At 73.5% G+C, this 19,301-nt stretch carries 13 protein-coding genes; 8 read left to right on the top strand and 5 right to left on the bottom strand.

The annotated features are described in order from the left end of the window. Positions 1-44 precede the first annotated feature (44 nt). Entirely contained in the window at positions 45-887 is an 843-nt protein-coding gene (locus ACFYZ3_RS31485) for a hypothetical protein (protein WP_388524796.1), read from the top strand. Between the two features lie 397 nt (positions 888-1,284). Here the strand turns inward: ACFYZ3_RS31485 and gabT are convergent, their stop codons facing one another. Next, a complete protein-coding gene (gene gabT, locus ACFYZ3_RS31480; protein WP_388524794.1) occupies positions 1,285-2,619 on the bottom strand; it encodes a 4-aminobutyrate--2-oxoglutarate transaminase in 1,335 nt (444 codons plus the stop codon). Between the two features lie 253 nt (positions 2,620-2,872). On the opposite strand from gabT, the gene ACFYZ3_RS31475 reads away from it, so the two are divergent. The 3 genes from ACFYZ3_RS31475 to ACFYZ3_RS31465 all read left to right on the top strand — a co-directional run bounded on the left by ACFYZ3_RS31475 (position 2,873) and on the right by ACFYZ3_RS31465 (position 8,418). Next, complete coding sequence (locus ACFYZ3_RS31475) at positions 2,873-5,008, top strand: ATP-binding protein (RefSeq protein ID WP_388524791.1); 2,136 nt, start codon at positions 2,873-2,875, stop codon at positions 5,006-5,008. 163 nt (positions 5,009-5,171) lie between these two features. Next, a complete protein-coding gene (locus ACFYZ3_RS31470) occupies positions 5,172-6,830 on the top strand; it encodes a PucR family transcriptional regulator (RefSeq protein ID WP_388524788.1) in 1,659 nt (552 codons plus the stop codon). A gap of 142 nt (positions 6,831-6,972) precedes the next feature. Beyond that, a complete protein-coding gene (locus ACFYZ3_RS31465) occupies positions 6,973-8,418 on the top strand; it encodes an aldehyde dehydrogenase family protein (protein ID WP_388524785.1) in 1,446 nt (481 codons plus the stop codon). A 9-nt stretch (positions 8,419-8,427) separates the two neighbouring features. Here ACFYZ3_RS31465 and ACFYZ3_RS31460 read toward each other — a convergent pair whose 3' ends face one another. From ACFYZ3_RS31460 to ACFYZ3_RS31450, 3 genes are read right to left on the bottom strand one after another with little or no spacing between them, the layout of a single operon-like run. Then, on the bottom strand, positions 8,428-8,841 hold the full coding sequence (locus ACFYZ3_RS31460; protein WP_388524782.1) for a cytidine deaminase: 414 nt from the start codon (positions 8,839-8,841) through the stop codon (positions 8,428-8,430). Positions 8,842-8,854: 13 nt separating this feature from the next. Continuing rightward, positions 8,855-10,102, bottom strand: coding sequence for a glycosyltransferase family 4 protein (locus ACFYZ3_RS31455; protein ID WP_388524780.1), 1,248 nt, complete (start codon positions 10,100-10,102; stop codon positions 8,855-8,857). After that, on the bottom strand, positions 10,099-11,229 hold the full coding sequence (locus tag ACFYZ3_RS31450; protein ID WP_388524777.1) for a hypothetical protein: 1,131 nt from the start codon (positions 11,227-11,229) through the stop codon (positions 10,099-10,101). Before ACFYZ3_RS31450 ends, ACFYZ3_RS31455 begins: the two co-directional genes overlap by 4 nt. Before the next feature lie 142 nt (positions 11,230-11,371). Here ACFYZ3_RS31450 and ACFYZ3_RS31445 point away from each other — a divergent pair, with 142 nt between their 5' ends. Both ACFYZ3_RS31445 and ACFYZ3_RS31440 read left to right on the top strand, forming a co-directional pair. Then, complete coding sequence (locus ACFYZ3_RS31445; protein WP_388524774.1) at positions 11,372-12,592, top strand: sensor histidine kinase; 1,221 nt, start codon at positions 11,372-11,374, stop codon at positions 12,590-12,592. Further along, positions 12,589-13,299, top strand: a complete 711-nt coding sequence (locus ACFYZ3_RS31440; RefSeq protein ID WP_388524771.1) for a response regulator — start codon at positions 12,589-12,591, stop codon at positions 13,297-13,299. The genes ACFYZ3_RS31445 and ACFYZ3_RS31440 overlap by 4 nt, the downstream gene beginning before the upstream one ends. A gap of 45 nt (positions 13,300-13,344) precedes the next feature. Here the strand turns inward: ACFYZ3_RS31440 and ACFYZ3_RS31435 are convergent, their stop codons facing one another. After that, complete coding sequence (locus ACFYZ3_RS31435) at positions 13,345-16,209, bottom strand: glycoside hydrolase family 3 C-terminal domain-containing protein (RefSeq protein ID WP_388524768.1); 2,865 nt, start codon at positions 16,207-16,209, stop codon at positions 13,345-13,347. 249 nt (positions 16,210-16,458) lie between these two features. On the opposite strand from ACFYZ3_RS31435, the gene ACFYZ3_RS31430 reads away from it, so the two are divergent. After that, positions 16,459-18,144 carry an extracellular solute-binding protein gene (locus tag ACFYZ3_RS31430; protein ID WP_388524765.1) on the top strand — a complete coding sequence of 562 codons (1,686 nt, stop codon included), beginning with the start codon at positions 16,459-16,461 and terminating at the stop codon, positions 18,142-18,144. A 27-nt stretch (positions 18,145-18,171) separates the two neighbouring features. Then, on the top strand, positions 18,172-19,209 hold the full coding sequence (locus ACFYZ3_RS31425) for an ABC transporter permease (protein ID WP_388524763.1): 1,038 nt from the start codon (positions 18,172-18,174) through the stop codon (positions 19,207-19,209). The last annotated feature ends 92 nt before the right edge of the window (positions 19,210-19,301 follow it).

Genomic DNA, 19,301 nt, shown 5'->3' with positions numbered 1-19,301 from the left:
GACGCCCAGCTTCGCAGGCCCGGCCTCGCGTAGTCTCACCGCCCGTGACAACCATACGAACGGCACGGGACAGCCAGTGGGGAGAGACCTTCGCACGGCTGAAGGCGATGACCAGTGAGGGCCGGTACGAGGAGGTCGAGGCCGAGGCCCGGACGCTGGCCGCGCTCCCGCGGCGCCCCTGGCGCAGGCGTCCGCCGCACTGGGAGGCGAGGGTGCTGGCCACGGGAGCGGCCGTCATGCACGGCCGGATGGCCGAGGCGCTGGACGAGCTGGACACGCTGATCGCGGAGCTGGAGCCGGTCGGCATCAACTCGCAGATGCTGCGACTGATCGCCCGGAGCAACCGCGTGGTTGCCCTGTCCGGCCTGCGGCGGTACGCGGAGGCGGAGACAGTGGCGAACGGCGTCCTGAGGGAGCTGAACCAGATCGCCCACCGCGCCCCGGTGTCGCGGCTGGAGACCACCACCCTCCTGCACCTGGCCACCGTGCTGTGCGGGCTGGCCCGCCACGAGGAGGCGGAGGCCGTGGCCCGCGGCAACCTGCCCCGGGCGAAGGGACCCGCCGTCGGCGTCCTGAACACCACGCTGGCGCGCAGCCTGAACGGGCAGGGCCGGTACGAGGAGGCGCTGGCGGAGGTCCGCCGGTGCCCGCCCCAGCCGCCCCGCTACGCCGGCGGGTACCCGGACCTGATCGCCGCCGAGGCCCTGTACGGCCTGGGACGCCGCGCCGAGGCGGAGGACGCCGTACGACGGTCGCTGGCCGATTGCGAGCGGCAGTTGCACCCGGCCCATCCGCGCACCGGCGAGGCCCGTGCCCTGCTGGCCCGCATCACCGGGCAGGAACCGGGCGGGGAATCCCCGGAGGAGCCGGGAGAACCGGGGGAGTGAACACCGAAGGGCCGGCACAAGGGGGGGAGTGTGTCGGCCCTTCGGTGAACCACCGTCCCGAGTGCCGAGGCGGTCGTCCTGACCGGAACGCCGCGCGCCCCGGGGGGTTTGGGGCGGGCGACCGTCCGATCGGTGAGGAAGCCGGAACCCGTGGGTTCCGGTTGTGTGCGCGAGGCACGACCAGGTCGAAGCCGGGGAAGCCTCGTCCTGATGATCCGCCCACAGTCCCCTGTGGGCGGGTCCATCTCTCATCTGCGTAGAACCTACGGCAGGGGGTGCGCTCAGGACAGGTCCATCGGCGTCCTGACATCCACCTCGCACACCTTCTTCACACGCTCTGCCGCTCGCTCCGCCAGGCGTGCGAAACGGCGCTCGGATGCGCGTTCGGCACTCGTGCTCAGATGCGGGTGAAGGCCTGCTCGATGATGTCGAGACCCTCGTTCAGCAGGTCCTCCCCGATCACCAGCGGGGGCAGGAAGCGCAGCACGTTGCCGTAGGTGCCACAGGTCAGGACCAGCAGCCCCTCCTGGTGGCAGGCCTTGGCGAGCGCGGCCGTCGCCTCCGGGTTCGGCTCCTTGGTGTCGCGGTCCTTGACCAGCTCGATCGCGATCATCGCGCCGCGGCCCCGGACGTCGCCGACGACGTCGAACTTCTCGGCCATGGCGGCCAGGCGGCCCTTCATGACCTCCTCGATCCGCTGTGCCTTCGCGTTGAGGTCCAGCTCCTTCATCGTCTCGATGGCGCCGAGCGCGCCCGCGCACGCGACCGGGTTGCCGCCGTAGGTGCCGCCGAGGCCGCCGGAGTGCGCGGCGTCCATGATCTCGGCGCGGCCGGTGACGGCGGACAGCGGCAGACCGCCCGCGATGCCCTTCGCCGTCGTGATCAGGTCCGGGACGATGCCCTCGTCCTCGCAGGCGAACCACTGGCCGGTGCGGCAGAAGCCGGACTGGATCTCGTCCGCGACGAAGACGATGCCGTTGTCCTGGGCGAACCGGCTGATGGCGGGCAGGAAGCCCTTGGCCGGCTCGATGAAGCCGCCCTCGCCGAGCACCGGCTCGATGATGATCGCGGCCACGTTCTCGGCGCCGACCTGCTTGCTGATCTGGTCGATCGCCTGGGCGGCGGCCTCCGGACCGGCGTTGTCGGCGCCGGTGGGCCAGCGGTAGCCGTAGGCGACCGGCACGCGGTACACCTCGGGCGCGAACGGACCGAAGCCGTGCTTGTACGGCATGTTCTTCGCGGTCAGCGCCATCGTCAGGTTGGTCCGGCCGTGGTACCCGTGGTCGAAGACGACCACGGCCTGCCGCTTGGTGTACGCACGGGCGATCTTGACGGCGTTCTCGACGGCCTCGGCGCCGCTGTTGAACAGCGCCGACTTCTTCGCGTGGTCGCCCGGCGTCAGCTCGGCCAGCGCCTCGGCGACGGCGACGTAGCCCTCGTACGGCGTGACCATGAAACAGGTGTGGGTGAAGTCGGCGAGCTGCGCGGACGCCTTGCGCACGACGGCCTCGGCGGAGGCGCCGACGGAGGTCACCGCGATGCCGGAACCGAAGTCGATCAGGCGGTTGCCGTCCACGTCCTCGATGACACCGCCACCGGCGCGCGCGACGAAGACGGGCAGCGTGGAGCCCACACCCTGCGCGACCACGGCCGTACGGCGGGCCTGCAGCTCCTGCGACTTCGGGCCGGGGATGGCGGTGACGACGCGGCGCTCCTGCGGAAGTGCGGTCATGGGGGGCTCCTGGGGTCGTGCGGGCGAACGCTTGACTTCTTTTCTCGCAGGCTAGGACCGGGGCCGCGGGGTGGGCATGCTCCATGTGGGCGTTGTCCGCGCGGACGGTTGTCCGACATGGACAGGTGCCGGGAACGGCGACATATGGACACGTCGGCACGGGCCCGGCCGCGTAAGCGGTGAACTCCCCTTGGGAGGGCGTTAGATTGGCTCGCTGATGGTGGACGGAGCGGCAGGTCAGGGGGCAAGGGCGATGGACGGCGACGGGACCCGGGACGCGCGGGGCACGCATGCGAATCCGGTGCCGCGTCCGGCGGGTCCCCCGGAGGTGCCCGCGAAGCCCCCCGAGGCACCCGCGGTGCCGCCCCGGCCGGCGCGGGCGCCCGGGGCCCCGGACGGCTCGGCCTTCCTGACCTGGCTGCGCACCCCGCGCCCCCAGGCCCTGCCCGGCGTGTGGCGGTTCGGACACCGGCCGCGGCCCGAGGAGGAGCCCGAGCGGGTGCCGGGCCGGCAGCTGCTGAGCGGCGCGGTGATCGCCTTCCTGGTCGGCTGGCTGATCTGGTCGCTGCTCTGGAACGGCTACCTGGGCGGCTGGTGGCTGCTGCCCCTCTACGCGATGATCCCGGACTCCTGGGCCGAGCCCCACAGCTTCGCCTCGGTCGTGGTCGTCTACGCCTACTACGTCCTGATCGCCGGCATCATCATGGTCGGCGTCGGGCGGCTGGGGCGCTGGGGCGAGATCTGGCGGCGCTACGGCCCGCCCGCCTGGCGCCGTGCCGCCCCCGGCGCGGTGCCCCCGCCCGCTCCCGAGGAGGACCCCGCCGCCTGGCCCGCGCTCCGTGCCGCCGGTGCCCACGACGCCGCCGAGCGGCTCGCCGCCGACGCCCGCTCGGGACTCATGCGGGACGTGGACCACGCCCGTATCGCCCGCGCCTGGCAGGGCGTGCAGCGCGGCCGGCACAGCCTCGCCACCTTCACCGGAGCCGTGCTCAGCCACGGCTCCGCCGCCTGCCCGCACCCCTCCGGTGCCCGCGACCTGCCCGCCCGGCAGGCGCGGCACGACCTCGTCACCGGCCAGGTGCGCATCGGCACGGCCGCCGACGACGCCCGCAATCCCTACGCCTACCGCGGTGCCGGTCTCGCCCTCGGGCCCGACCTGCTCGGCACCTCCCTGCTCGCCGTCGGACCCGCGGGCTCCGGCAAGACCGGCAGCGTGGTGCGTCCGCTCTCCGAGTCGCTGTGCCTGCACGCGCTCGCCGGGCGTGCCGCGGTCGTCGTGGTCGGCGCGGCGGGCGCGGACCTCGGCCCGACGGAGGCGTACGACGTCGTCGTCCGGATCGGCAACCCGGACTCCGTGTACGACCTGGACCTGTACGGCGGCACCACCGACCCCGACGAGGCCGCCGTCGTCCTCGCGGAGGCCCTGGTCGGCGACCTCACCGACCAGCACCAGGGCGGCGACACCCGCCGCTCCACCACCGTCCTCGCCCAGCTCCTCGGCCCCTTCCGCGCGGTCCACGGCCGCTTCCCCGGCGTGCCGGAGCTGCGGCAGCTGCTGGAGGGCGCCCCCGGGCCACTGGCCGAACTGCGCGAGGGACTCCGGACGGCCGGGCACGACTCCCTGCTGCGCGAACTGGACGCGCGCGAGCGGCAGCTGGACCGGCCCGGGGACCTGGGCGGCGTCCTGGCCGACCGGGTGGCGCTCCTGGACCGGCCCGCCTTCGCCCCCTTCTTCGACACCTCCGGGCAGTCGCGGCCCTTCTCCCTCAAGGCCCTCGACCACCCGGTGCGGGTCCGCATCGACCTTCCCCAGCGCGGCCACGCCGACGCCTCCCGGATGCTGGCCCGGCTGGTGCTCGCCCAGTTCACGGCGAGCGTCTCGGTGCGGGAGGACCGGTCGCTGTTCGCCTGCCTGGTGCTGGACGACGCGAGCGGCGTGGTGACGCCGGAGGCGGTACGGGGCGTGCAGCGGCTGCGCTCGGCCGGTGCCGGCGTGGTCCTGACCCTGCGCACCCTGGACGACGTACCGCGCCCGTTGCGCGGGCCGCTGCTCGGGGCCATCGGGTGCCGGATGGCGCTGTCCGGGCTCACCCCCTGGGACGGCCAGGACTTCGCCGAGGTGTGGGGCAAGGAGTGGACCGAGGCCCGCGACGTCACCGACCGGCAGATCATCGCCGAGACCCCGGCGGGCAAGGCCGTGCACATGCTCCGGCGGGTGATCACCGGCAAGGCGCCCACCGCACGCGCCGTCACCGTCCGCCAGGTCGAACGGGAACGCTGGTCGGCCTCCGAGCTGGCGCACGCCGTGCCGGCCGGGCACGCGGTGCTGTCGCTGACCAGCGTCAAGGGGGAGCACGCGCCGCCACTGCTCGTGGATCTGCACGGGTGAGCCGTACGGGCCACGGGCGGGCACCCGGGACCGTACAGTGAGGCAGAATCGACACAGGTCGTTCATACGCTGCGGCCAAAAGATCACACAGACTCCACACCGACCCGCGGACACCTCGCGGCCGCCCCGCACCCCGACGCAGACCCCGAAGGCACAAGGCCCCATGCCCCCCACGCTCGCCTCGCTCGTCCACCACTCGGCGCTCAAACTGACCGTGCGCGCCGGCGAGGACCGCCTCGACGTGCCGGTGCGCTGGGCCCACGTCAGCGAACTCGCCGACCCCGTGCCCTACATGGAGGGCGGGGAGCTGCTGCTGATCACCGCCCTCAAGCTGGACGCCGAGGACCCCGAGGCGATGCACCGGTACGTGAAGCGGCTGGCGGGCGCGGGAGTGGTGGGCCTCGGCTTCGCCGTCGGGGTCAACTACGACCACGTCCCCGAGTCGCTGGTGGAAGCCGCCCGGCAGGAGGGGCTGCCGCTGCTCGAGGTGCCGCGCCGCACCCCCTTCCTCGCCATCAGCAAGGCCGTCTCCGCCGCCATCGCCGCCGACCAGTACCGCGCGGTCACGGCGGGCTTCGCCGCCCAGCGGGAGCTGACCCGGCGGACCCTCACCGACGGCCCGGAGGGGCTGCTGGCCGCGCTCGCCGCGCAGGTCGACGGCTGGGCGGCGCTGTACGACGCCTCGGGCGCCGTGGTCGCCACCGCACCGGAGTGGGCGGGCCGCAGGGCCGCCCGGCTCACCGCGGACGTGCAGCGGCTGCGCGAGCGCCCCGCGCCGGCCTCGTCGGTGGTCGGCGGAGCGGGGAGCACCGAGCACTCCGAGAACGCCGACCGGGTCGAGCTGCACTCCCTGGGCACCTCCCGCAGACCCCGCTCCGCGCTCGCCGTCGGCACCGCCGCCGCCCTCGGCACCGCCGAGCGGTACGCCGTCCACTCCGCCATCGCCCTGCTGACCCTCACCACGGAACGCTCCCGCTCCCTGCACGAGGCCGGGCTGCGCATCGACGCGGCCGTGCTGCGGATGCTGCTCGCCGGCGAACCCGACCACGCGCGCACCGTCGCCGGGGACCTGTACGGCGGCCTGCTGGACGCGCCGTTCCGGATGATCGTCGCCGAGTCGGGGGCGGCCAGGAACAGGGCCTCCACGACCGGGTACACCGCCGGTGAGACGGGCGGCGACCCCGGCGGCGACCCGCTCGGCACCCTCGCCGCGCTCGCCGAAGTGGCGGAGTCGGCGGCGGCCCGATCCGGCGAGGCGGTGCTGGTCGTCCCGGAGGGCGAACGCCTGGTGGTGCTGGCCACCGACGGGGGCGCGGCCGTCGCCGCCTGCGTCGAGCACGCGTCGGCGCTGGAAGCCGCCCGCCCGGCCTCCGAGTCCCTCGCGGGCGGTGACGAGGAGAGCCTGGTCGTCGGCCTTTCGGCACCGTCCGGGCCCATCGCCGCGTCCGCCGCCTACAAGCAGGCCCAGCAGGCCCTTTCGGTGGCCCGCCGGCGCGGCCGCGTCTGCGTGGAGCACGAGCACGTAGCGGCCGGGTCGGTCCTGCCGCTGCTCGCCGACGACGCGGTGCGCGCCTTCGCCGACGGACTGCTGCGGGCGCTGCGCGAGCACGACGCCACCGGCCGGGGCGACCTGGTCGCCTCCGTGCGCGCCTGGCTGTCCCGCCACGGCCAGTGGGACGCGGCCGCCGCCGACCTCGGCGTCCACCGCCACACCCTGCGCTACCGGATGCGCCGGGTGGAGGAGATCCTCGGCCGCTCCCTGGACGACCCGGACGTCCGCATGGAGCTGTGGCTGGCCCTGAAGACAACGGCACCGGAGTAACGCCCCCACCTGGCCACCACGTCGAACACCGCCCACCCACCACTACACCCCGGACAAACACCCGTCACCCCGCCCCGCCCTACCGTGGACCCGCACGGCGCACACACCACCACCCCCAACGCGGAAGGGCCGGGACTCGACAATGACTTCCACCCACGCCTTCTGGCTCGCCGGCCGCCAGGCCACCGGCGAGTCCGACTTCGACGTCACGTCCCCCTGGGACGGCACCACCGTCGGCACGGTGAGCCTCCCCACCGACGCCCAGGTCGAGGAGGCCGTGGCCGCCGCGTACGCCGTACGGGACGAGTTCGCCGCCACCCCCGCCCACGTACGGGCCGCCGCCCTCGACCACGTCAGCCGGCGCCTGACGGAGCGCACCGAGGAGATCGCCCGCCTGATCTCCGCCGAGAACGGCAAGCCCGTCAAGTGGGCCCGAGGCGAGGTCGGCCGCGCCGTCTCCGTGTTCCGCTTCGCCGCCGAGGAGGCCCGCCGTTTCAACGGCGGCGAGGCCCAGCGCCTGGACACCGACGCCGGTGGCCAGGGGCGCCTCGCGCTCACCCGCCGCTTCCCCAAGGGCGTCGTCCTCGGCATCGCGCCCTTCAACTTCCCCCTCAACCTGTGCGCCCACAAGATCGCCCCCGCGATCGCCGCCGGCGCGCCCCTGATCCTCAAGCCGGCCCCCGCCACGCCCCTGTCCGGCCTGATCCTCGGCGAGCTGCTCGCCGAGACCGAGCTGCCCGCCGGCTCCTGGAGCATCCTCCCGGTCCCCAACGACCGCATGCCCGCCCTGGTCCAGGACGAGCGCCTCCCGGTCATCTCGTTCACCGGCTCCGAGACCGTCGGCTACGCGATCATGGACTCGGTGCCGCGCAAGCACTGCACGCTGGAACTGGGCGGCAACGGCGCGGCCGTCGTCCTCGCCGACTGGGCGAGCGACGAGGACCTGGACCGGGCCGCGGCGCGCATCGCGACCTTCTCCAACTACCAGGGCGGCCAGTCCTGCATCTCCGTGCAGCGCGTGATCGCCGACGCCGCCGTCTACGACCGCCTGCTGCCCCGCATCGTCGCCGCCGTCGAGGCCCAGGTCACCGGCGACCCGAACGACGACGCGACGGACGTCGGCCCGCTGGTCAGCGAGGCCGCCGCCGAGCGCGTGGAGGCGTGGGTGCGGGAGGCCGTCGACGCGGGTGCGAGGCTCCTCACCGGCGGCAAGCGCGACGGCGCCTCCTACGCCCCGACCGTCCTCACCGAGCTGCCCGCCGACACCACCCTCGCCCGCGAGGAGGTCTTCGGCCCCGTCCTCAGCGTGCAGCGGGTGACCGGCGAGGCCGAGGCCTTCGCCGCCGTCAACGACTCCAAGTACGGCCTCCAGGCAGGCGTGTTCACCCACGACCTCCAGGCCGCCTTCCGCGCCCACCGCGCCCTGGAGGTCGGCGGCGTCGTCATCGGCGACGTCCCCTCCTACCGCGCCGACCAGATGCCGTACGGCGGTGCCAAGCAGTCCGGCGTCGGCCGCGAGGGCGTGAGGTTCGCGATGGACGACTACACCTACGAGCGGGTGCTGGTCCTCACCGGACTCGCCCTCTGACGTCCGGTCTCATCCGGCGTCGAGCTGGTGGTCCGCCCAGACGTAGGTCTCGGGCAGCAGGTCGGTGACGGGGACCGCGCGGACGCGGTCCCCTTCCCCGACGATCACCTCGAGCCCGGGAAAGTAGTCGAGCAGGACCTGACGGCACCGGCCGCAGGGCGGGACGACCCCCCGCTCGCGGTCGCCGACGGCGACGATCGTCTCCAGCTCGTACACGCCCTGGGCCGCCGCCGCGCCGACGACGACCAGCTCGGCACAGGGGCCGCCGGTGAAGTGGTAGGCGTTGACGGCCGTGACGATCCGGCCGTCCCGGGCGCGGGCCGCGGCCGCCATGGTGTGGTTGTCGCCCCGGCACCGGGTGCGGGCCACCTGCGCCGCGGCCTCGATGAGTTCGTGGTCGACGCGGTTCGTCTGCGAGGGCATCGTCTCTGCCTTGTCAGGTGTCGGACGGCGTCGGGCCGGGGGCCGTCGGCCGGTGTGCGGTCGGGGTGCAGGGTCCCACTGTGCGACAGTCCGTCGCCTCGCCCGACAGCAGGTCCCGCAGCCTCGCGTACGCGTCGTCCCAGGACCACGCCCTGCGCACCCAGCGGCGGCCCGCGTCGCCCATGGCGCGGGCGCGCCGGGGGTCGCGCAGGAGCCTGATCAGCCGGTCCGCCGTCGCAGCGACCGAACGGCCGTCGACGACGTGCCCCGTCTCCCCCTCGCGCAACGCGTCCGGAGCGCCGCCCGAGTCGCCCGCGACGACCGGCAGTCCGGAGGCGGCGGCCTCCAGGTACACGATGCCCAGGCCCTCCACCTCCAGCCCGGCCTTGCGGGTACGACACGGCATCGCGAAGGCGTCGGCGGCGGAGTAGAACGCCGGGAGCGCGTGATGAGGGTGGCCACCGGCGAGGACCACCGAGTCCAGGACGCCCTCGCGCAGGGCCAGTTGCCGCAGTGCGGGCGCGTACGGACCGTCGCCGACCAGGAGCAGTACGGCGTCCGGGACCGCCCTGCGCACCCAGGGCAGCGCCCTGATCAGGGTGTCCTGGCCCTTGCGCGGGACCAGCCGGGCCGCGCAGAGGATCACGGGACGGTGGCCCAGGCCGTACCTCGTCCGGACCGGGGCGCCGTCGACACCGGGGTGGAACGCCCGGGTGTCGACGCCGGGGACGAGACGGGCGGTCCGGGTCCCGGGGGCGAGGGCGGCCTCGATCGGACCGCGGGTGCTCGCGCCCAGCCAGGTCAGCGTGTCCACCTGGCCGCCGATGCGCCGCAACAGGCCCCGGGCGCCCGGCGTGCGGGCCCACCACACCTCGTGGCCGTGGGTGGTGGCGACGGCCGTGCGGACACCGGCCGTACGGCGCAGCCGTCCCGCCATCAGGGCGAGGGGCGCCGCCGCGCCGAACCACACCCGGTCGCAGCCGTACCGGCGGGCCACCTCCCCGGCCTGCGCGGCCGCGCGGGGCGTGGGCAGCAGGATGCGGGCCGGGTGGCGGACCACCGGGTACGGGAAGGTCTCGCCGAGGCCCGCGGTGGCTGTGGGCGTGGAGGTCAGGACGACCACCTCGTCGGGCGGGAAGCGGTCGGCCAGCTCCCGGACGAAGGTCTCGATGCCGCCCTGCCGGGGCGGGAAGTCGTTGGTGACGATCAGCGTGCGGGCCCGGGTGGGGGCGTCGCTCGTCACGGGGGCGTGGCTGGTCATGCGGGGGTCCTCTCGACGGAACGGTCCGTGACCTCGGGGCCGCGGCGCGCCGGCTCGTGCGCCAGTGCGGCCAGGAGCAGCGGGTAGACCAGGTAGCCGAAGCGCGTCGCCGGCATCAGGGCCGTCGCCAGGCCCAGGCCGAGCGCGAGCCGCCCCGCCGCCGTCCGCACCGTCCCCGGAGGGCGTACCGCGAGCGAGACGCCGAGCAGCAGTGCCCCGACCGCCAGGAGCGCGAGCGCGATCACCCTGCCGCCGGGGACGTGGGCCGCGAGCAGGTGTCCCGGCAGCGGACTTCCGGCGGGCGAGGCGGTGGCGGTGAGACCGAGGGGGAAGGCGACGACGTTCCGGAGGAAGCCGGCGGGATCGGTGAGGGCGAAGGGCAGAACCACCGCCGTGGCGGTGCTCAGGCCCACGACGGCGCACCGCAGTGTTGACCGGCCGCCCTCCCGCACCGCGACCAGGGCCAGGGCCACCGGCAGAGCGGGCCAGGCGGTCCACTTGAGGGCGGCGGCGGCCCCGAGCGCCGATCCCGCGGCTCCCGGACGGCCCCGCCCCGCCAGTGCGAGGCCGAGGCACATCAGACCGGCCACCGGCAGGTCGACGCCGCCCACCGCGAAGGGCAGTGCGACCAGGGGGCACGCGAGCAGCGGTCCGACGCGGCGCGGGCGGGCGACGGCCAGGGTCGCGACGAACACGCCGCCCAGCCACCAGCGGGGATCGCCCGGCAGTACGCCGAAGAGGGCCATGCCCGGCAGGTAGGGATTGAAGTCGGTGACGCTCCCGGGAACTGCGACGTACGGGCTCCCGGTGGCGGCCAGCAGGTGTCCCGACCGCTCGATCACGGCCACCTCCGACTGCCCCGCCCCCGCCACCACCAGGCCTACGAGCGGCAGCAGGGCGGCCGCCGTCACGGCGACCGCCCGGGCGGCCCGGCGCGGAGCGGGCCCCCACGCCAGGAGCGCCGCGAGCGCGTACCCCGCCCCGGCCGACCACCCCCACACCCGGTGCGGCGCCAGGTCCGAGGCCAGCGCGAAGCCCGTCGCTGCCGCCGCGAACCCGGCCCACACGTACCGTTCCCCGGGCCGCCAGGCGTACCGGGCGATCCGCTCCCCACAGGACTTCCTCATGTCCGTCGACGCTAGGAATCCGCAGGTCGAAGGGCGTCAACCGAGGCTCCGCACCTGGGACTCAACCCGTGGTACGACCTCCGGCCGAAGACTCCACCCGAGCGGTGACGCGCGCCTCCGCCCCGGCCGGGATCATGGAAGCATGAGGACGTCGCCCCAACAGCGGCTGCGCGAGTGGATCGCGGCACCCGCCTATCCCTGGATCACCGGCGGCGCCGTGACGGCGGGCGCGGTCGTGGAGCTGATCGCCATCCCGGGCGGTGTGACGACCACGGTCGGGGTGCTGGTGTCCGCCGCCTCGCTGATGTGGCGGCGCTCCTTCCCGCCCGTCGCGGTGCTCACGGTCGCGGCGGGGCTGATCGGCTTCGCCGGTGACGTCAACCTGTATGTCTCGATCATGGTGAGCGGACTGGCCGGCTGCTACGCGCTGGGCCGCAACCGGGTGGTGCACCCGGCCCTCGCCGTCGCGGGCGGTGCGCTCGGCGCCCTGTGCGTGAACCTGGTGCACATCAACACCTGGTCGCGGATGGACCTGCCGGTGCCCGCGCTGTGGGAGAAGGGCTCGCTCAGCCTGTTCGCCGAGTCCTTCCTGCTGACCGTGGTCGTCTTCGGGGCGGTGATGATGGGCGACGCGGTCCGTTCCCGGGAGGAGACACGCACCGAGCGGAGCCTGGCCCAGGACCGGTTGATCGCGATGGAGCGCCAGCAGGCCGCCGAGGCGGAACGCGCCGCGATCGCCCGTGAACTGCACGACATCGTCTCCCACTCGGTGTCGATGATCGCCGTGCAGGCCGAGAGCGCCACGTACACCACGCCCGGACTCACGCCCGAGGCCCGCGACGGCTTCCAGCAGATCGCCGGCACCGCCCGCTCCTCGATGGCCGAACTGCGCCGCCTGCTCGGCGTCCTGCGCACGCCCCAGGGCGAGACCGCCCTCACCGCCCCGCAGCCGACCCTCGACCACCTGGCCGAACTGGTCGACCAGCACCGGGCGGTGGGCGGTACGGCCGAACTGCGGATCACCGGGGAGCGGGTGGCGCTGCCCGCCGCCTGGGAGCTGTCCGCCTACCGCATCGCGCAGGAGGCGCTGACCAACGCCCGCAAACACGCCCCGGGCGCCCGTACCGTGGTCGAGGTGGACTACGGCGCCGACCGGCTGCTCACCCTCCGCGTCCGCGACGACGGGCCCGGCACGGGGGCCGCTTCCGGCTCCGGCACCGCGTCCCGCCCCGGTACGGGCACGGGGCACGGCCTGACCGGGATGCGGGAGCGGGCCGCGCTGGTCGGGGGCCGGCTCAGCGCGGGGGCCGGTCCGGACGGCGGCTTCCTGGTGGAGGCGGAGCTGCCGTGGGGGAGCGGATGAGTTCCGCGGAACGAGCGGAGGAGCCGCGCGTGATCAGGACACTGGTCGCCGACGACCAGGCGGTCGTGCGCACCGGGTTCGTGAACCTGCTGGGCACCCAGGAGGACATCGAGGTCGTCGCCGAGGCGGAGGACGGGGCGCGGGCGGTGCTGGCGGCCCGCGAGACCCGGCCCGACCTCGCCCTCCTGGACATCCGGATGCCGCACAAGAACGGCATCGAGGCGGCCCGCGAGATCCTCGCCGCGTCCGGCGGCGCCACGAAGGTCCTGATGCTGACGACCTTCGGCCTCGACGAGTACGTGTACGACGCGCTCGCGGCCGGGGCGGCCGGCTTCCTGCTCAAGGACGCCACCTTCCCCGAACTGCTGCACGCGGTACGGGTGGTGGCCGCCGGGAACGCCCTGCTGGCGCCCGAGATCACCAAGCGGCTGATCGCCGAGTTCGTGCACGCGCGCGGCTCACGGCTGCCCCTCCCGGCGGCCGGGGACCTCACGGCCCGGGAGACGGAGGTGCTGACGCTGATCGCGCGCGGCCTGTCCAACGCGGAGATCGCGGGGCGCCTCACCATCACCGACCACACCGTGAAGACCCACATCAACCGGCTGTTCGCCAAGATGGAGCTGCGCGACCGGGCCCAGGCGGTGATCGTCGCCTACGAACTGGGCCTGGTCCGCGCGGGCGGCGAGTCGGGGGCCCGGTACCGGTAGTCGCCGGTGCCGGGCCCCGTCCCCGTGCCGGACTCCTCCGGACCCTCAACCGGAGAAGCCGACGTGCGCGAGCCGCAGAGCGCCGCGCAGCCTGATGCGGAGATCGTGGACGCCCTCGGCGGCGAAGGCGCTCTCCACCTCCACGTAGTCGTACGGTCCCGCGGTCGGGGTTTGAGGTGACAGTGCCGCCGTCCACGGGCCCCCGTCGAGGGCGACCTCGACCGAGCCCGCGCCCGCGACCGACACGGTCAGCGCGCGCACCCCGGTGCCGAAGTCGCAGTCCCGGTAGAGCAGTTCGCCCCTTCGGCCGGAGACCGCCGTCAGTGCGTCGCCCGCCGCCTTGGTGCGGTCGACGATCTCCGTGCCGCTCTGCTCGTCGAAGTCGACGGCCGCCAGGCCGCGGACGCGCACCGGGCGCGGTGCCGCCGGCTCGCCGTCGAGGGTCAGGGTCGTCGACAGGCGCACGTCCTCGCTGGAGGCACCCACCAGCAGCGCGTACGGCCCCGGCTCCAGCCGCCAGCGGTCGTGCGCGACGTCCCAGAACGCGAGGGCGGACAGCGGGACCTCGAAGGAGACCCGGTCCGACGCCCCCGGGGCCAGGGTGAACCGGCGGTGGGCCAGCAGTTCGCGGCGCGGGCGCGGAACCGAGGGGGCCTCGGCACGGACGTAGAGCTGGGCCACCTCGTCGGCGGACACCTCTCCGGTGTTGGTGACCGTGAAGGCCACGGCCACCTTCCCGTCCCGCACCTGAGCCGTCAGGTCCCCGTACCCGAAGGACGCGTAGGACAGGCCGTGCCCGAAGGGGAACAGCGGCGCCCCCTCGAAGTACAGGTAGGTCTGGCGGCCGCCGATCACGTCGTAGTCGAGCAGGTCGGGCAGGTCGGCGTCGTCGGCGTACCAGGTCTGCGGGAGCCGGCCCGCGGGGGAGACGTCCCCGGCGAGGACCCGGGCCAGCGCGGTGCCGGCCGCCTGCCCGCCGTGCGCGGTCCACAGCACCGCCGGGAGTGTCTCGACGTCCACCGCGTACGGGTAGGCGGACACCAGCGCCAGCACGGTCGCCGGGTTGGCGGCGCGGGCAGCGCGCAGCAGCCGTTCCTGCTGGGCGGGCAGCCGCAGTGTCGTACGGTCCTCGGTCTCCCGGCCGTTGATGTGCGGGTCGTTGCCCGCCACCACGACGACCACGTCCGCCCCCGCCGCCACGCGCGTCACCGCGTCCTCGCCGCGCTCTACGACGACCAGTTCGAACACCTCGGCGTCCGCATCGTCCGCGCCTTCCGCGTCCGGCGCGGCAACCTTCACGCCGTCGGCGGCGACCTGGACGGGACGACCCGTGCCCGCGTGCCTCAGGAGGTGACCGTCGTCGTGGGGTTCCAGCCGGAAGGTCTCCTGCACGATCCAGCCCCCGGGCTGGTCGGCGGAGGCGCGCACGAAGCCGTCCTCGGCGACGGACAGGTACCGGCCGTCGGGCGCGCGCAGGGTGAGCACACCCTCGCCCCAGTCGATGAGCGCCAGTTCGGTGCCGACGGCGTCGGTGGTCAGGGGCGGCAGGTCGGTGCGGCCGGCCAGGAGGGCCGGGTCCAGGGCGCCCTCCGTGCCGGGCGCCCCGGCGGGGGCGTCGTCGCCCGGAAGGACGTGCAGGAACCTGCCGTCGGCCGTGCGCAGCCGGACCCGGTCCACGCCCTCCGCGAAGCTCACGCGGTCGGCGCCGAACCGCTCGTACAGGCCCTCCAGCGGGGTGGAGCGGTGGATGAGCGTGCCGCTGTACCAGTCGAGCTTGCACTCGTCGGCGAGCAGTCCGACGACGGCGACGCGGGTCTCGGGGGACAGGGGCAGGACGCCGTCGTTCTTGAGCAGGACCACCGCCTGCTCGGCCGCCTCCCGCGCGAGCGCCCGGTGCTCCGGCGTGTCGAAGTCCCCGGCGGTGCCCGCCGCGCCCGCGTACGGGTCGTGCTCCGGGTCGAACTCGCCCAGCCGGAAGCGGACCGACAGCTGACGGCGCACGGCGGCGTCCACGTCCGCCTCCGTCAGCAGGCCCGCCTCCAGGGCTCCCCGGACGCGGGCGACGATCTTCGAGGAGTCCGTCCCGTGGTCGGTGAAGCTGTCCACCCCGGCCCGCAGCGCGGCGGCGGTCGCCTCCTCGTGGGTGTCGAAGTAGTGCTCCGAGTCGACCAGGTTGGAGGGCGCGCCGGCGTCCGAGCAGACCAGGAGGTCCTCCTGCGTCCAGGTGCGCAGGTGCCTGCCGAGGTACGGGGAGAGGTGGTTGGGGCGGCCGTTGACCAGGTTGTAGGCCGGCATCACCCCGGCCACCGCGCCCGCCTCGACCGTGTCGCGGAAGGCCCGCAGGTCGTACTCGTTGAGGACGCGCGGGCGGACGGAGGACGAGGAGGTGTCCCGGTCGGTCTCGTTGTTGTGGGCGAGCCAGTGCTTGAGGACGGGTGCGGTGCGCCAGTACGTCGGGTGGTCGCCGCGCAGGCCCCGGGTGTAGGCGGTGGCGACGGCGGAGGTGAGCCTCGGGTCCTCCGAGTAGCCCTCCTCGTTGCGGCCCCACAGCGGGTGGCGCAGCAGGTTCACGGTCGGGGACCAGACGTTGAGGCCGACGCGGTCGTCCCGCGCGCGCATCGCCCTGGCCTCCTTGGACACCGCCTCGCCGACCCGCCGCACCAGCTCCTCGTTCCAGGTGGCTCCGATCCCCACGGCCTGCGGGAACACGGTCGCCGGGCCCATCCAGGCCACGCCGTGCAGCGCCTCCTGGCCGGTGCGGAAGGCCGCGATGCCGAGCCGCTCGACCGCGGGCGCGAACTGGTGCAGGAAAGCGGTCTTCTCGGCGAGCGTGAGCCGCGACATCAGGTCGTCGACGCGCTTCGCGAACGGCAGTTGCGGATCACGGAACGGCGGCGTGGGTGCGGACACGTGAGGGTCCCCTTGGGATGGAGCGGGCAGGACGTCGAAGCGCTTCGATGCTCCGTGCAGCCCCGGGTGGGTGTCAAGGCAGGCACCAAACTTGGGAACGACCCTTGTGTGCCTCGGGGGGTTAACTTAACCTCGCTGCAACATCGAAGCGCTTCGACACGAGCCGAGTTCAGTTCCCTCACGACACCGCAGCCGACGGCCACCGTCGGGTGTTTTGGTGTGCCACGAAGGCACGAAGGGTTGACGCACATGACGCCGAACGCCGCCTCCGGTCCCAGCCGGAGAAGTTTCCTCGCCTCCACGGCGGTCGCCACCGCAGCGGTGGCGGGAGGGGTGCCGCTGCTCTCCGCCTGCGGCGGATCCGACGGAGGCTCGCGCGACGGCACCACGTCGGGCAAGGACGCCAAGAAGCTGCTGCCGGCCTACGTGGCGGCGAGCGTGGTCACGCCCGACATCCCGAGCAAGAACGGCTCCGCGGTCGGCTTCACGAGCAAGCTCGACCTCGCGGACCTGAAGACCTCGGTCCCCAAGAAGCTCGGCAAGGGCGGCGAGGTCACGATCATGTCGCCGTTCTGGGGGTCCCCGCCCAAGGACGACAACGCCTACTACCGGGCGATGAACGACCTCATCGGCGTCGACGTGACCTGGCAGAACCAGGACGGCAACACCTACGACCAGAAGCTCGGCGCGGTCCTCGCCTCCAGCGAGGTGCCCGACGTCGTGGTCGTCCCCGGCTGGAACATGACCGGCAAGATACCCAGCGCCATCATCGGCAAGTTCGCCGACCTCGGCCCCTACCTGTCCGGCGACGCGGTCAAGGAGTACCCGAACCTCGCCGCGATCCCCACCGACGCCTGGCAGCGCTCCATCTTCGGCGGCAAGCTGCTCGGCCTGCCGATGCCGTCCTCGTACGTGTCCGGCATCGTGCCGCTGTACCGGCAGGACATCTTCGAGAAGGAGGGCTACGACGTCCCGCGGTCCTGCGACGAGTTCATGGCGATGGCCAAGGACGCCACCAACGCCAGGGCCAAGCGCTGGGCCTGCCTGGACATGAAGTGGACCGCCTTCAACGCCTTCGGTGTGCTCTCCGGCAACGAGAAGTCGCTCGGCTGGAACCAGGTCGACGGCAAGCTGGTCTACCGCGCCGAGACCGACGAGTACCTCGAGGCGCTGGAGTGGACGCGCAAGCTGTTCGCCGCCGGGGTCGTGCACCCCGACGCCAAGCTCGGCAAGTCCAACGCCGCCGACCCCGGCCCCAAGTTCGCCGCCGGCGAGTTCCTCGTCTACAACCAGGACATCTCCCAGTGGTGGAGCCGCACCGCGGAACAGGCCGTCCAGAACCCCGGGTTCAAGATCTGGGGCATGGACTTCTTCGGGCACGACGGCGGTGCACCCACGCTGTGGGCGCAGAACCCGGCCAGCATCTTCGCCTTCGTCAACAAGAAGGCGTCCAAGTCCGTGATCCGTGACGTGCTGGCCGTCGCCAACGTCACCGCCGCGCCGTACGGCACCAAGGAGTACATGGCCACCAACTACGGCGTCGAGGGCACCCACTACACCGTCGAGGACGGCGTGCCCACCAAGACCGACCAGGGCAACATCGACGTGATGAACGCCTACGTGATGGTGGCGAGCCCCGCGGCGACCATCGCCCACCCCGACTTCCCCGAGGTCGCCAAGGGGCAGGTCGAGTGGCAGCAACGGACGGGCGCCGTCACCAAGAAGCCCTCGTTCTACGGCATGCAGATCGTCGAGCCCGCCCGCTACACCAACCTCTCCAACGACTTCGAGCAGCTGGAGGACGACATCGTCCGCGGCCGCAAGAAGATCGGCGACATGCAGCAGGCCGTCTCCGACTGGAAGAGCAAGGGCGGGGACAAGCTGCGCGACTGGTACCGGAAGATCCTCGACGAGAACGGTCCGGCGGCCGGCTGACCAGGTACCGAGGCAAGGAGAACCACCGTGTCCCACAGCACGGTGCCTCGGACCAGGACCGAGGCCGATGCGACGAAGAAGACCCCGGTGGCGTCCGGCGACGCCACCGGCCCTGGAGGGAAGAAGCGGCACCCGGGGAAACCGAGCCTGCGGCTGCGGTTCCGCCGTGACCGCCTGCTGCTGCTGATGACGCTGCCGGCCGTGCTGCTGGTACTGCTCTTCAACTACGTGCCGATCCTCGGAAACGTCGTCGCCTTCCAGGAGTACGACCCCTACATCAGCGACAACGGGATCGTCTCCATCCTGCACAGCCCCTGGGTGGGCCTGGAGAACTTCCAGCGGATCTTCGAGGACTCCGCCTTCTGGAACTCGGTGCGCAACACGCTCGTGCTCTTCCTGCTCCAGCTCGTGCTGTACTTCCCGATCCCCATCGCGCTCGCGCTGCTCATCAACAGCGTGGTCAGGCCCCGGGTGCGGGCCATCTCGCAAGCCATCCTCTACCTGCCGCACTTCTTCTCGTGGGTGCTGGTGATCGCCGTCTTCCAGCAGCTGCTCGGCGGCGCCGGGCTGCTGTCCCAGCTGCTGCGCGACCACGGGTACGACGGGCTCGGCGTCATGACCGACCCGGACACCTTCAAGTTCCTGGTCACCGCGCAGAGCGTGTGGAAGGACGCCGGCTGGGGGATCATCGTCTTCCTCGCCGCCCTCGCCTCGGTCAGTCCCGACCTGTACGAGGCCGCCGCGATGGACGGCGCGAACCGCTGGCGCCGCATGTGGCACGTCACGCTGCCCGCGCTGCGTCCGGTGATCGCCCTGCTGCTGGTGCTGCGCGTCGGCGACGCCCTGACGGTGGGCTTCGAACAGATCCTGCTGCAACGCGACGCCGTGGGTCCCGGCGCCGCCGAGGTCCTCGACACCTTCGTGTGGTGGAACGGCGTGCGCAACCAGGACTTCGGCTACGCGGCCGCCGCGGGGCTCGTCAAGGGCGTCATCAGCCTCGGCCTGGTGCTGGTCGCCAACAAGGTGGCCCACCTCATGGGCGAGCAGGGGGTGTACAAGAAGTGACCGCCGTACCCGAAGCGACGGCCGTACGGGACACGACCGCCGCGAGCGGCCCGCCCGTACCGAGGCCCCGCCGCCCGTGGGCGGCCCCGCCC

Origin of the sequence: Streptomyces sp. NPDC001599, assembly GCF_042893535.1 — a bacterium.
GTDB lineage: Bacteria > Actinomycetota > Actinomycetes > Streptomycetales > Streptomycetaceae > Streptomyces.
This window is presented reverse-complemented; position numbering and strand designations above follow the sequence as displayed.